Source organism: Azospirillum sp. OGB3 (assembly GCF_014192915.1).
Taxonomy (GTDB): domain Bacteria; phylum Pseudomonadota; class Alphaproteobacteria; order Azospirillales; family Azospirillaceae; genus Azospirillum.
Genome location: NZ_JACHYN010000029.1, coordinates 1 through 13,224 on the forward strand (window position 1 = coordinate 1; position 13,224 = coordinate 13,224).

General features: G+C 69.9%; 10 protein-coding genes. 4 read left to right on the top strand and 6 right to left on the bottom strand.

Annotation, left to right across the window (positions count from 1 at the left end; all coding sequences use genetic code 11):
• Positions 1-178: 178 nt before the first annotated feature.
• Positions 179-1,615: a sigma 54-interacting transcriptional regulator gene (locus FHW79_RS30205; protein WP_183182345.1), complete on the bottom strand. Its 1,437-nt coding sequence runs from the start codon at positions 1,613-1,615 to the stop codon at positions 179-181.
• Between the two features lie 216 nt (positions 1,616-1,831).
• On the opposite strand from FHW79_RS30205, the gene FHW79_RS30210 reads away from it, so the two are divergent.
• The 4 genes from FHW79_RS30210 to FHW79_RS30225 all read left to right on the top strand — a co-directional run bounded on the left by FHW79_RS30210 (position 1,832) and on the right by FHW79_RS30225 (position 4,809).
• Positions 1,832-2,407, top strand: a complete 576-nt coding sequence (locus FHW79_RS30210; protein WP_183182346.1) for a sigma-70 family RNA polymerase sigma factor — start codon at positions 1,832-1,834, stop codon at positions 2,405-2,407.
• Entirely contained in the window at positions 2,404-3,054 is a 651-nt protein-coding gene (locus tag FHW79_RS30215; protein WP_183182347.1) for a ChrR family anti-sigma-E factor, read from the top strand. The genes FHW79_RS30210 and FHW79_RS30215 overlap by 4 nt, the downstream gene beginning before the upstream one ends.
• Positions 3,055-3,122: 68 nt before the next feature.
• Positions 3,123-4,322, top strand: coding sequence for a DNA polymerase IV (locus FHW79_RS30220; protein WP_183182348.1), 1,200 nt, complete (start codon positions 3,123-3,125; stop codon positions 4,320-4,322).
• 94 nt (positions 4,323-4,416) lie between these two features.
• Complete coding sequence (locus FHW79_RS30225) at positions 4,417-4,809, top strand: DUF4280 domain-containing protein (RefSeq protein ID WP_014198555.1); 393 nt, start codon at positions 4,417-4,419, stop codon at positions 4,807-4,809.
• 157 nt (positions 4,810-4,966) lie between these two features.
• Here the strand turns inward: FHW79_RS30225 and FHW79_RS30230 are convergent, their stop codons facing one another.
• From FHW79_RS30230 to tssF, 5 genes are read right to left on the bottom strand one after another with little or no spacing between them, the layout of a single operon-like run.
• Positions 4,967-5,644 carry a toxin-antitoxin system YwqK family antitoxin gene (locus FHW79_RS30230; RefSeq protein WP_183182349.1) on the bottom strand — a complete coding sequence of 226 codons (678 nt, stop codon included), beginning with the start codon at positions 5,642-5,644 and terminating at the stop codon, positions 4,967-4,969.
• 1 nt (position 5,645) lies between these two features.
• Positions 5,646-7,721: a type VI secretion system tip protein TssI/VgrG gene (gene tssI, locus FHW79_RS30235; protein ID WP_183182350.1), complete on the bottom strand. Its 2,076-nt coding sequence runs from the start codon at positions 7,719-7,721 to the stop codon at positions 5,646-5,648.
• A 16-nt stretch (positions 7,722-7,737) separates the two neighbouring features.
• A complete protein-coding gene (tssH, locus tag FHW79_RS30240) occupies positions 7,738-10,353 on the bottom strand; it encodes a type VI secretion system ATPase TssH (RefSeq protein ID WP_183182351.1) in 2,616 nt (871 codons plus the stop codon).
• Positions 10,350-11,420, bottom strand: coding sequence for a type VI secretion system baseplate subunit TssG (gene tssG / locus FHW79_RS30245; protein ID WP_348984317.1), 1,071 nt, complete (start codon positions 11,418-11,420; stop codon positions 10,350-10,352). Before tssG ends, tssH begins: the two co-directional genes overlap by 4 nt.
• On the bottom strand, positions 11,417-13,213 hold the full coding sequence (gene tssF / locus FHW79_RS30250; RefSeq protein WP_183182353.1) for a type VI secretion system baseplate subunit TssF: 1,797 nt from the start codon (positions 13,211-13,213) through the stop codon (positions 11,417-11,419). The genes tssG and tssF overlap by 4 nt, the downstream gene beginning before the upstream one ends.
• Positions 13,214-13,224: the final 11 nt, after the last annotated feature.

Here is a 13,224-nt window from a genome sequence, read left to right on the forward strand (position 1 = left end):
GTCATCAGCCGCACCTTCCATGGGGCGCATTGACGAGTTGTTGAGCAGCGGCGTGTTGCCCCCACCCTGACCCTCCCCCGCTTCGCAGGGGAGGGGACAACTCCCTCCCCTGCGAAGCGGGGGAGGGAAGGAGCCCGCGGCGGAGCCGTGGGAAGGGTGGGGGCAACACGCCGCCTCCTCACACCGTCCCCTGCGTGTCCTCCTTGATCCCCAGCGCCTGCATCCGCTCGTAGAGCGAGGCGCGCGAAATTCCCAACAGCTTGGCGGCCTTGGCCTTTACCCCGCCGGTGCGCGACAGGGCACCGACGATGGCCGCGCGTTCCGTGTCCTTCAGCACGTCGCTCAAGGGACGGTCGCCCGCCTCCGTCAGGCGGTCGCCCGAACCGGCAGGACCCGCCGCGCGCGGCAGGGCGCCACGAATGTGGTCGGCGGTCAGGGACGCGTCGTCGGTCATCGCCGACACCCGCTCCAGCACGTTGCGCAACTCCCGCACGTTGCCCGGCCAGTCGTAATCCTCCAGCACGGCGATGGCCCCGGCGGTCAGCTCCCGCGACGGGGCGGCGGTGGTGAAGGCCAGCTCGTCGAGAATGCGGTCGGCGATGCTGCCGATGTCCTCCGTCCGGTCGCGCAGCGGCGGCAGGGTGATCGGAACCACGTTCAAGCGGTAATAGAGGTCGGCGCGGAACTGCCGCTCGCGGACCAGGGCGTCGAGGTCACGGCTGGTCGCCGCGATCACGCGCAGATCGACGCGCACCACCTTGTTGGAACCGACCGCCTCGAACTCCCGCTCCTGCAGCACACGCAGCAGCTTGGCCTGGAGCGGCAGCGGCATGTCGCCGATCTCGTCGAGGAACAGAGTGCCGCCGTCGGCCAGCTGGAACTTGCCCTCGCGCATCTTGCGGTCGGCACCGGTGTAAGCGCCGGGGGCAACGCCGAACAGTTCCGATTCCAGAAGGTTCTCCGGGATCGCCGCGACGTTCACCCCGACGAAGGGCGCGTTGGCGCGCGGGCTGGCGGCGTGGATGCCGTGGGCCAGCAACTCCTTGCCGGTGCCGGTCTCGCCCAGCAGCAGGACGGTGCTGTCGAGCTGGGCGGCGCGGCGGGCCAAACGCTTCACCTCGCGCATGGAATCGCTGTTGCCGATCATCTGAGACAGGGAGTATTTCGCGCGCCGCTCCTGCGCCAGCTCCTGCCGGGCACGGGTCAGCTCCTCTTGGAGCTTCTGGTATTTCGACATCAGCGGGCGCAGCCGGTCGGCCCGGTCGAACAGGGCGAAGCCGATGGCGCCGATCAGCGTCCCGTCCTCCTCGCGCAGCGGCAGGCGGGTCACCACGATCGTCCGCTCCCCGATGTCCATAAGGTCGAGCAGCATGGTCTGCCCGCTCTCCACCACATGGCGCATCTGGCTGTTGGGAATGACCTCCTCCACCGGGCGGCCCAGCGCATCGTCCGGGTTGCCGGAATAGCCGAGCAGTTCCAGATAGCGGTCGCCGATCCAGGCGATCCGCGCGTGCTGGTCGACCACGATCAGCCCAACGCAGGCATCCGCCAGATGGTGGAACAGCGACTCCACCGCCCTGGCCCGCAGATGTTCGAAGTTTGGTTCGAGGCTCATGCCTTCTTCCTTCTTGGTGGGGGGCTTGGTGGGGCGCCCGGTGGGGGGCGTCGCGGACCTAGCATCAGGTGGGGGCACCATACCAGGGAATCCAGTTGGGGGATGGCCCGGCCCGCACGCACGACGGAAATCCTATGCCGAATTACGCCGTGTGCCATGGGACACGCTGTTGTATGGTGCGGAACGACGCTGACCGACCGAAGACCTGTCCCTGGCATGCTGCCGAAGGCCGATTCGAACGACCCGACCATGCCCGACCACGAGCAGCTTCTGCTGGCCGTCGCCCGCAACCGTGATTCCACCGCCTTCCGCGCGCTGTTCGATCATTTCGCGCCGCGGATCAAGGCCTACATGCGCCGGCTCGGCGCCGACAGCAGCGCGGCTGAGGAGTTGGTCCAGGACGTCATGATGGCGGTGTGGCTGCGGGCGGACCGCTTCGACCCGGCGCTGGCCAGCGCTTCCACCTGGATCTACACCATCGCCCGCAACCGCCGGATCGACCGCGTCCGGCAGGAGCGGCGGCCCGAGCTTCAGCCCGATGACCTGATATCGGACGGTGGGGAGGAGCCGACGCCCGACCACCAGTTCGAAGCGGCCGAGACGGCCTTCCGTCTGCGCGCGGTGATCGGCAGCCTGCCGCCGGAGCAGGCCGACGTGCTGCGGCTCGCCTATTACGAGGACAAGGTTCATGCGGAAATCTCCGCCGAACGCGGCATCCCGCTGGGTACTGTGAAGACTCGCCTGCGGCTGGCCCTCGTCCGCCTGCGCCGATCCTTCGGGGAGGGGGTGTGACCGTGCCGGCCCATCATCCCGCCCCTGAACTTCTTCTCGACTACGCCGCCGGCAGCCTGCGCGAGGTGCAGTCGCTGCTGGTCGCCGCGCATCTCGCCTATTGCCCGGACTGCCGGGCCCAGGTCGCGGAGCTGGAAGCCTGCGGCGGCGTCCTGATGGCCGACCTGCCGCCCGAACCGGTGTCCGACACCCTGTTCGGCACGCTCATGACCCGGCTGGGCGAGACCGCCGCCCCCCCGCCCGTTCCCGCGCCGGTTGGCAAGAGCCTGTTTCCCGGCCCGCTGCGCCGAGCCATCGGGGCGGAGCCGGAGGCGCTGGAGTGGGTGCGAGTCGTTCCGGGTGTCCATCTGTCCGCCTGGGGGCTCGGCGCCGGGACGGCCTCGGCCTGTCTGCTGCGCATGGCGCCGGGGTCGCGGGTGCCGGCCCACCGCCACACCGACAGCGAGATGCTGCTGGTGCTGAAAGGCGGCTTCTCCGATGAGTTCGGGGGCTACCGGGTTGGCGACGTGGCGTCCTACGACACCGGCACGCCGCACCATGCTGTGGCCGACGCGGACGGGGAATGCCTGTGCCTGCTGGTGCAGGACCAGCCGCTGGTGTTCACCGGCCCGCTCGGCTGGCTGCTCAACCGCGGTTTCCGCTTCTGAGCGGAAAACTGGAACGGGACAGGAACATTCCTTCCCCGCCGCGGGCCCTCTGCTGCTAGACTGCGGCCATGGCTGTGTTCGACGATTGCAAGGTCCTTTGCCGCGACTGCGCGGCGGCCCTCCGTGGGAGCGAGCCGCGCTGCCCGAAATGCGGCGGCCGGCGGCTGGTCCGGCATGAGGAGCTGCACGGCCTCGCCATCGGACACATCGACTGCGACGCCTTCTACGCCACGGTGGAGAAGCGCGACCGGCCCGAGCTGGTCAGCCGCCCGCTGATCATCGGCGGCGACCGGCGCGGGGTGGTCGCCGCCTGCTGCTACATCGCGCGGATGGCCGGGGTGCGCTCGGCCATGCCGATGTGGCAGGCGCTGGAGGCCTGCCCGGACGCCGTGGTGCTGCGGCCCGACATGGCGAAGTACAAGGCGGTGGGCCGGCAGGCGCGGGAGCTGATGCACGCCTTCACGCCGTTGGTCGAGCCGCTGTCCATCGACGAGGCTTTCCTCGACCTGTCCGGCGTGGCGGAGCGGCTGAGCATCAGCCCGGCCCAGGCGCTGGCCGAACTGGTCCGCCGCTTCGAGAACCAGTTGGGCATCACCGCCTCGGTCGGGCTCAGCTACAACAAGCTGTTCGCCAAGATCGCCTCCGACCTGGAGAAGCCGCGCGGTTTCTCGGTGATCGGACGGGGGCAGGCGCTGGACTTCCTGGCGCCCAAGCCGGTGTCGATCCTGTGGGGCGTCGGGCCGGTGCTCCAGCGCAAGCTGCAATCGGACGGCATCCGCACGGTCGGCGACCTGCGCGGCTGGTCGGAGATCGACCTCGTGCGCCGCCACGGCAAGATGGGCCGCCTGCTGCACCGCTTCGCCCGCGGCCAGGACGACCGACGGGTGGAGCCGGAGTCGCCGAGCAAGAGCATTTCCGCCGAGACGACCTTCGATTGGGAGACCGCCGACAAAGCCGCGCTGAAGGACGCGCTACGGCCCCTGGCCGAGACGGTGGCGCGCCGCCTGTCGGCTGCGGGCCTGCGGGGGCGAAGCGTGGTGCTGAAGATGAAGTCCGCCGATTTCCAGACCATCACCCGCTCCCGCCGCGTCGATCCGCCGGCTCGGTCGGCGGGGCTGATCTGGCAGACCGGCTGCGAGATGCTGGACGCCGAGCCGGACGGGCGTTCGATCCGCCTGATCGGCGTCGGCTGCACCGATCTGCTCGACCCGGAGACCGAGGCGGAGCCGGGCCTGTTCGACGGTTTCGGTCCGTCTCCGCCGGGTTGAAGCGAATTCGGACCAATCCGGTCCAGGGCCCGCTTGCCGAAGGGCGGTGGCGGCGCCCACTCTTCTCCAAGACGTTTCGGGATGGAGGAACGGGATGAGTCAGGCGGTGTGCGCGGGCGCCATGATGACCTGCAGCTTCGGGGCGGCGCCGTCCGCCCTGGTGGTGCTGCCGCTGAACCGGACGATGGCCGGCGGGCCGCCGATGGCGAACATCATGGACAACAAGCCGATCATGAACATCCCGCCCTTCGGCGTGTGCACCAGCCCTGCGAACCCGGTGGTGGCCTCAATGATTCCCGTGCCGCCGCCGGGCGTGATCAAGCCGCAGCCCTGCGTTCCCTGCACCGTCGCCCCCTGGGTGCCCGGCGCCCCGACCGTAATGGTCGGCAACATGCCGGCTTTGACCTCCACCAGCAAGCTGATGTGCAACTGGGGCGGGGTGATCCAGATCGTGGTGCCGGGGCAGTTCACCGTGCAGACGCCGTAGGGAGTGTGTTGGGGTGAGGTGTAGGGGGGATTGCCCCCACCCTAACCCTCCCCCGCTATCGCAGGGGAGGGGACTACCGCCGCTTCGCAGAAGGCACCCTCCCCTGCGAAGCGGGGGAGGGCCGGGGTGGGGCAACATCGTCACTCCAGGGTTTCCCTCACCCCGCCGGAGGCTGCAACACGGCAATTTCCTTGCCGTCCTCCGAATAGGTCCGCAGCGGTTCGATCAGCAGGCCGCGGCGGTAGACGCCGTGCTGCATCAGCGCGCCGGAGGGGAAGAAACGGCGCAGCACCCCGTCCTGGAGTCCGTCCAGGAAGGCCGCGCGCTCGCTCACCGTGCCGTCGTCGTAATAGCCTAGCACCGGGCCGTGCAGGCGGTCGTTGGCGTAACTCTCGCGCCGCATCGGGCGGCCCTGCGGGCTGTGGAACAGGGCCTCGCCCTCGCGCTTGCCGTCGCAATACTGGAAGACGGCGGCCACTGTGCCGCTCTCGTGGAAGAAGACCGAAGGTCCGTTGAGAAGGCCGCCTCGGTAGGTCATGCGGCAGGTCGGGCGGGCGTTGGCGTAGAAGGTGGTCTGGCCGTGCTGCACGCCGTCCGCATACTCGGCGACCTGAACCAGGGCGCCGCCGGGGGCGTAGTTGCGCACCTCCCCGTGCAGCGTCCCGGCGCGCAGCCGGGCGCGCAGAATCGGGTGGCCGTCCTCGCCATAGGCGGTGTAGAGGCCGTGGAACTGCTCGTCGCGCATCTCGCCGCTGCGGACGATGCGGCCCAGCTCATCGCGCTCCTCGACGGGTTGGGGATCGGATGCGGCGTCGTCAGCGGTCGCGTCGGCCATCTCAGTTCACCTTCACCAGGGTGCCTTTGACGGTCATGATGGCGCCGGCGCTGACCTCGCCCATGGTCTGGGCCTTCAGCGTCGCCGACAGCCCCTCGGCGGTCAGGCCGAGGCCGGCCTTCAGGTTCATCGCCATGCTCGCCTTGACGTCCATGCCCATGCCCGACTTGATCTCCATCGCCATGCCGGACTTGGCGTTGAAGGCGCCGCCGGCGTCGAGCTTCATGTCCGTCCCGGACTTGACGCCGACCTCGCCAGAGGTGGCGGTCACCTTCACCGACTTGCCCTTGATGACCACGTCGCCGGTCACGTCGATGGTCAGGTTGCCCTTCACCGTCAAAGTGTAGTCGCCGTCGGCCTTGTGGGTGAAGTCGGCCTTGTTGGTGTGGGTCTCGTTGCCCTTCACCGTCACGGCGCGCGTGCCCTTCGCGACCTCGTGAGTCTCGTTGCCGTCCGACACGGTGATGCTGTGATCGTTCTTCACGGTCAGCTTGCGGTCGTGCTGGATGTCGATGGTGCTGTCGTTCTCGACCGTCTCCACCTCGTCGTGCTTCACGAGGCGGGTCACGTCGTTCAACACCTCGACGTTCATGTCCTTCTGGGCGTGAACGAAAATCTCCTCGGCGTCGGCCTTGTCCTCGAAGCGGATCTCGTTGAATTTGCCGGTGCCGTTCTTCGATGTCTGGGTCTTGATGGTGCTCTTGGTCGAGTCGTCGGGCAGGGTGTAGGGCACGGTCTGCTCGGCGTTGTAGACGGAGCCGGTGACCAGCGGACGATCGGGATCGCCGTCGAGGAAGGTCACCACCACCTCCTGCCCGACGCGCGGGAAGAACATGATGCCGTAGTTCTTGCCCGCCCAGTTCTGCGCGACGCGGACCCAGCAGGAGCTTTTCTCGTCCTTCTTGCCCAACCGGTCCCAGTGGAACTGCACTTTGATGCGCCCGTACTTGTCGAGCCAGATCTCCTCTCCGCTCTTGCCAACGACGATGGCGGTCTGGGTGGAGTGGATGCGCGGCTTCACCGCCGTATCGAGCGGGCGGAAGGGCAGGTCGGGCGGGAAGGCGGTGAAATGGGCGTTGAAATGGCCGCTCGCCCCGTCGATGCGCACGGAGTACAGGACATACTCGGCGTTCAGGTCGCTCTTGCTGTGGCCGGACACGGTGATGCGCGTCCCGGCCTCCAGCGACCGGCATTCGCCGCTGCCGCGCACCCGGCGTCCGGGGAAGGCCAGGGCCTGCTGGCGCAGCTTGGCCATCGCCTCGCCATCCGACGAGGTGGTGTGGCGGCCCATGTAGTCGCTGACCGTGCCGAAGCCCGACGCGCCTTCCGCCGTGGCGTAGAGGTCTGTCGAGGGCGTTTCGAAATGGTAGCCGTCGATGCCGTAGCTCTTGGTCGTCACGCGCCGCTCGACGCTGAGCCCGTTCAGCACATGGTCCTCGTCGTCGTGCCCTTCGGTGGTGCGGTATTCGAAGGCGTCGAGCAGCGTGCTTTTGGCGAAGGCGTTGGCCCCGTCGCCCAGCACCAGCGTGTGCTTCCCGTCCTCATGCGCGAAGTAGTAGAAGATGCCTTCCTCTTCGAGCAGACGGGCGACGAAGTTGTAGTCGGTCTCGCGGTACTGCACGCAATATTCGCGCTTGGCGTAGGTGCCGGTAAGCGACTTCTTGAGGTCGGTGTAGCCGGCGCCCTTGCAGACCTCCTCAACGATCTCCGGGACCGTCTTCTCCTGGAAGATACGGCAGTCGCCGGAGTGGGTCAGCATCCACAGCCAGGGGTGAAGCTCCGCCTCGTAATGGGCGACCTGGCCGCGGTCGTCGACGTGGGTCAGCTCGATCCGGCCGACGATGGCGTTGATGTAGCGCACCGTCTCCTGGTCGCCGAGCGTGATGGCGACGGTCACCGCCTTGCCGACGACGCGGTCGAAGGCGATGTCCTCGTCCGACGAGATCATGGTGACGCGGTAGGTGAACAGCGACGACAGCCGCTCCTCCCCCACGATGGTGCGCAGGGCCAGCGCGTCCGCCCCCAGCGGGGTGGTGATGGACAGATACTGGCCGTCTTGGGAAAAGCGCTTCGCCATCCTCGCCGCTCCCCGGTCAGGCCGCCGTGCCGTCCACGCTGACGGTGAAGCGGCCGTCCGCGCCATGGTCCACGGTGATGCGGCCCACCGGCTGGCCGGCGGCGACGCGGTCGAGGATGCGGATCGCCACCTCCGGCACCACGAACTCCGACAGCAGCGTGTCGATCATGCGCGCCCCGGCGTCGGAGTTCAGCGCCCGCAGGACCAGCGCCTCCACCGCCGCGTCGGTGACGGCCAACTCGGCGCCGCGGTTGCCGGCGGTGCGGCGTTGCAGCTTGTCCAGCTTCATCGTCACGATGCGGCGGATCTGCGCCTCGCTCAGCGGGTAGTAGGGCACGACCGACAGGCGCCCGAGGAAGGCCGGACGGAAGCGGCGGCGCAGCACGTCGGAAATGGCCGCCAGCCCCTCCTCGCGCGCCTCACCGATGCGCCCGGCGTCGAGCGCGTCGCGGCCGAGCGCGAACAGCTCCGTGTCGCCGAGGTTGCTGGTCAGCAGAATCAGCGTGTTGCGGAAGTCCACCTCCACGCCCTCGCCGTCCTCCAGCACGCCCTTGTCGAAGACCTGATAGAACATGTCCAGCACGTCGGGGTGGGCCTTCTCGACCTCGTCCATCAGCACCACGGCGTGGGGGCGGCGGCGCACCGCCTCGGTCAGGACGCCGCCGCTGCCGTAGCCGACATAGCCCGGCGGGGCGCCGCGCAGGGTCGCCACCGCGTGGGCCTCCTGATACTCGGACATGTTGATGGTGATCAGGCTGTCCTCGCCGCCGTTCAGCAGCTCGGCGAGCGCCAGAGCGGTTTCGGTCTTGCCGACGCCGCTCGGGCCGCTCAGCAGGAAGACGCCGATGGGGCGTTGCGGCTCGCCCAGTCCGGCGCGGTAGCCGCGCACGGCCCGCGCGATGGCCTGGAGCGCCTGCGGCTGGCCGACGACGCGGGCGGCCATGCGGTCCTCCAGCGTGGCGACCACCTCCAGGTCGTCCTTGGACATCGAACCGACCGGGATGCCGGTCCAGTTCGACACCACGGCGGCGACCACCGCGCCGTCCACCCGGTGCGGGACCAGCGGGCTGTCGCCCTGGATCGCCTTCAGCTTTTCCGTGGCCGCAGCGGCCTCGACGGCGTGGCCGGCCTTCAGGGCGGCCTCCACCGCATCGACCAGATCGCGCTCGCGCGTCCAGCGCTCGTCCAGAGCGGCCTTCTCCAGGGCCAGCGCGCCGCGGCGTTGCGAAATCTGCGACAGGCGGGCGTGGTGGGCGGTGCCGGGTTCGGCCTCCAGCCGCTCCGCCTCGCGGGCCAGGATGGCGTCCTCGCGCTCCATCGCCTCGATCGCTTCGGGCTTGGAGCTGCGGGCGATGGCGACGCGGGCGCAGGCGGTGTCGAGCACGCTGATCGCCTTGTCGGGCAACTGGCGGGCGGGGATGTAGCGGGCGGACAGGGCCACGGCGGCGGCGATGCCGTCGTCGAGCACGCGGACCCCGTGATGCTCCTCGAAGCGGCGGACGAGGCCGCGCAGCATCGCCGCCGCCGCCGTCTCGTCCGGCTCCGGCACCGCGACGGGCTGGAAGCGGCGGGCCAGCGCCGGGTCCTTCTCGAAATACTTCTTGTACTCGGCCCAGGTGGTGGCGGCGATGGTGCGGAACTCGCCGCGCGCCAGGGCGGGCTTCAGCAGGTTGGCGGCGTCGCCCTGGCCGGCGGCCCCGCCGGCACCGATCAGCGCGTGCGCCTCGTCGATGAAGACGACCATCGGCACGGGAGAGGCCGAGACCTCCTTGATGATCGACTTCAACCGGTTCTCGAACTCGCCCTTCACCCCGGCTCCGGCCTGGAGCAGCCCGAGGTCCAGCGTGCGGATGACCATGCCGCGCAGCGGCGGCGGTACGTCGCCCTCGGCGATGCGCAGGGCCAGCCCCTCGACGATGGCGGTCTTGCCGACGCCGGGGTCGCCGACCAGGATCGGGTTGTTCTGGCGGCGGCGCATCATCACGTCGACGACCTGCCGGATCTCGCGGTCACGCCCGATCACCGGGTCGATCTTCCCGGCCTTGGCCTGGGCGGTCAGGTCCTGGCTGTACTGGTCGAGCATGGCCCGCCCGTCCGAGGCGGTGGAGACCGGAACGGCGGCGGGAGAGGAGTCGGATGCGGCGGCGGACGGCCCGCCCGCCTTCAGGGCGCGGACCAGCTCCGGCAGGTCCGATGCGGTGCGCTCGCGCGGCAGGGTGAGCAGGGAGGGGGCGGACTCCGTCACCACCGCGCGCACGGAATCGCAGGCGACCGCGGCCCAGAGGATGGCCGGGAGGAGGATCTGCGGGCTGTCCAGATGGGTGACGGAGATCAGCAGCGCCGTCTCCAGCATCTCCGGCACGCGGGGTGAGAAGGCCGGGGTGCGGCTGTTGCCGCGGCGGATGCGGTCCAGCGCGGCGTCGAGTTCCGTCTCCAGCCGGCTTGTCTCGACGCCGTAATGGCGCAGGATGCCGGCGACGGTGGCGTCCTTCAGCCGCAGCAGGGCCAGCAGCACATGCTCCGCCTCGACGTCGTAATGGGTCTGCGAGACGCACAGCGCGGCGGAGCGTTCGAGAACCTTGCGCCCGTCGCGGTCGAGCTTTCCGATGAGGGACTTGATGTCGGCGGTCACGGGACGGCTCCCTGGGATGACGTTGCGGGCGGGGCGGGGTCGAGGGTCAGGCGCCCGTCCTTCAGGTTCGGGCGGCCCGGCGCCCGCAGCCAGGAGGTCCAGCCGAGGCGGCTGCCCTCTGGCGGCTTGGTGGACAGGCGGGTCGGCGGCACCTTCGTGGCCTCCAGCACCAGCACGATGCGGAAATCCATGCCGTCCCCGGTGTGGAAGCGGGCAAGCGCGCAGAGCGTCTGGTGGTGCCGCCCGTCGGGCAGGAACTCGCGGAAGCGCTCCAGGCTGTCGAGCGTCAGTTCGATGGCGTAGCAGCTCTGCTGGTCCCAGACGCGGCGGCCCAGCACGACCGTGCGGCCGAGGCTGTTGTTGCGCGCGCCGAAGCCGCCGCCGATACGGGTCCGGCTCTCCTCGTCTAACGGCAGCCAGCGCCCGACGAAGCTCTCCACCCGCACCTTCACCCGGAAGACGGCGCCGAGGATCGCCTCCAGCCCGGCCGACGACCGGCGGCGGTTGCCGAGGATGCCGGAGAAGGCCAGCAGCATGCGGTCGGGCGTGCCGGGCAGGCGCTGCTCCAGGCCGGGCGTGCCGATGCCGGCCAGCGCGCGCAGCACGCGGGCCATCAGGGTGCGTTCTGGGTCGCGCTCCAGCAGGGGCAGGCTGCCCTGGCGCGTCCGGTAGAAGATCGACATCAGGCGGTGGTTGAAGATGTCGTAGAAGGCAGAGCCCGCCGTGTCGCGCCGCGCCGCCCGCTCCACCAGCAGTTCGGTAGCGACGTAGGGCAGGGGGCCGTTGATGCCGGCCACGCCCAGCACGGGGGAGCGCACCACGCCGCGCCCGTCCTCGGTCCGCCGCGCCTCGACGACGTCGCTGGCGGGGAAGACGAAGCTCGGGTCGTGCTCGATGCGGACGGCCTCCTGCTCCGGGTCGATGCCGGTGCCGAGCGGCGCGTAGCCGGGGGCGGCGCGCTCCAGCAGGGCGATGGCCTGCAGCAGGTCGAAACCCCAGGGCTCGGCCTCCAGCCGGTCGATCAGGGCGGGAGGTTGGCCCGAGGGGTGGAAAGGGCGGTCCGTCACAGGACCGGCTGGCTGCCGGCGAGGCGCGACCATGCCTTCCAGACCCCTTCCCGTTGCACCGAGCGCAGCCGAAGCTGGGCGAAGGCGTTGACGTTGATGTAGAGCCCGAGGAAGCGGCTGAGCACGCCGCCGAAGACCAGCGGGCTGGCGCCGACGAAGTTCCGCTCGTCCAGGGCCACCGTCACCTCCAGCCCGCGCACGAAGCCGCGCCAGGCGTCCTGCCCCATGCGGTGCAGCACCGGGCGGGAGGACAGGCCCTGCACGCCGCGGATCTGGTGCTGGGCCGACGGATCGTCGGGCGCGTGCAGCAGCAGGATCGATTGCAGGGCGCGCAGCCCCTCGGCGTCGCCGGTGAGGCTGAGATGGTTGACCGACAGGTGCGAGATCAGCTTCCAGGCCGAGGAGCCGCCCGCCGGGGCCGGGCGGCCGGGCGTCGGCTTGTGCAGACAGCGGATGGTCGCGATGGGGGCGGATTCCTCGATCATCAGCGCCGCCCCTGCCGGCACCTGCTCGGCCAGCGCGCGGTTGGTGCAGAGCGTGCGCACCAGAAGCGTCTCGTCCGCCGGGTCGGTCGGCGTCAGGTCGAGATGGTGCAGGCTGAGATGGATGTCGGTGCCCGGCACGTCCTCCCGCTGGGTCGGCTCACGCGCGGCCAGCCAGAAGCCGCGCGGCTCCGTTTCGGCCTCGGCGTGCTGGTGCGAGAAGAGGGGGACGTAGCGGTGGTGCATGCCGTCGCCGTCGCGCAGGCCGCTGACCTCCAGGATCGAATGGACCTCGGTCGTACGCTCGCGCAGGGCGTCGGGGACGACGCGGTAGGCGGTGCGCCGGTGGTTCAACCGGATCGGTTCCGCCGTGCGGTTGAACAGGTTGACAATGGGCGTGCAGCCGAGGACGAAGCTGTCCTTGCGCAGGGTCAGCCGGTTGGGCAGCGGGCGCGACATGGCGATCAGGATGTCCACCACCTCCCCCGACAGCCGGCCCTGGGGAATCGGCAGGTCGTAGAAGTCGAACTTCTGCGGAAACTCGAAGTATTCCTGGAGCAGGCCGTAGGCGGGCTGGGCGTGCTTGGGGTGGGGCAGCACCGTCTCGTCCGGGCCGAAGCCCACCGGGGCGATCAGGGTCTCGCCGCGCAGCCGAACCGGCGGCTTGCCGGGCTGGACGTAGGCGATCTCGACGACGCCGCACAGGAACAGCTCGTGCAAGGCGGAGGTGAGGATCGTCTCGCCGTCGATGAACAGCCGCAGCTTGTCGATCGGCAGATTCTCGAAGGACTGGTTGCGCGTCTCCAGCCGCAGCCGCAGCACCGAGGCGGTGGCGGCGCCGTCGAGGAAGTCGTAGCGGTCCGCCGGTTCAACCGCGGCGTCGGTCACCGCGACCGGCCACAGCGTCACGTCGTAGGCGGTGCGGAAGCGGCAGCGGATGTTGTCCTCGGCCACGGCGTGCAGCGGCGTGCCGCGCGGCACGCGGAAGCCGCCGGTCAGCCGCCCCTCGCCGGGGGTCGGCTCCATCCGCGCGATGCCCATGGCCGGGATCGGCGCGATCATCTGCGGGTGCAGGATGCCGAGCAACGCCTCGGAGAAGCGCGGGAACTCGCGCTCCAGATTCAGTTGCAGGCGCCCGGACAGGAAGGCGAAGGACTCGATCAGCCGCTCGACGTTGGGGTCGGCGGCCTGATCCGGTCCCAGCGCCAGCCGGCGCGCGATCTTGGGATAGCTGCGCGCGAAGGCTTCGCCCGCCCGGCGGACGTAGAGAAGCTCGCGTTCGTAATGGTCGAGGAGGTCCTCGCGCCGCATCCTGGTGCGTC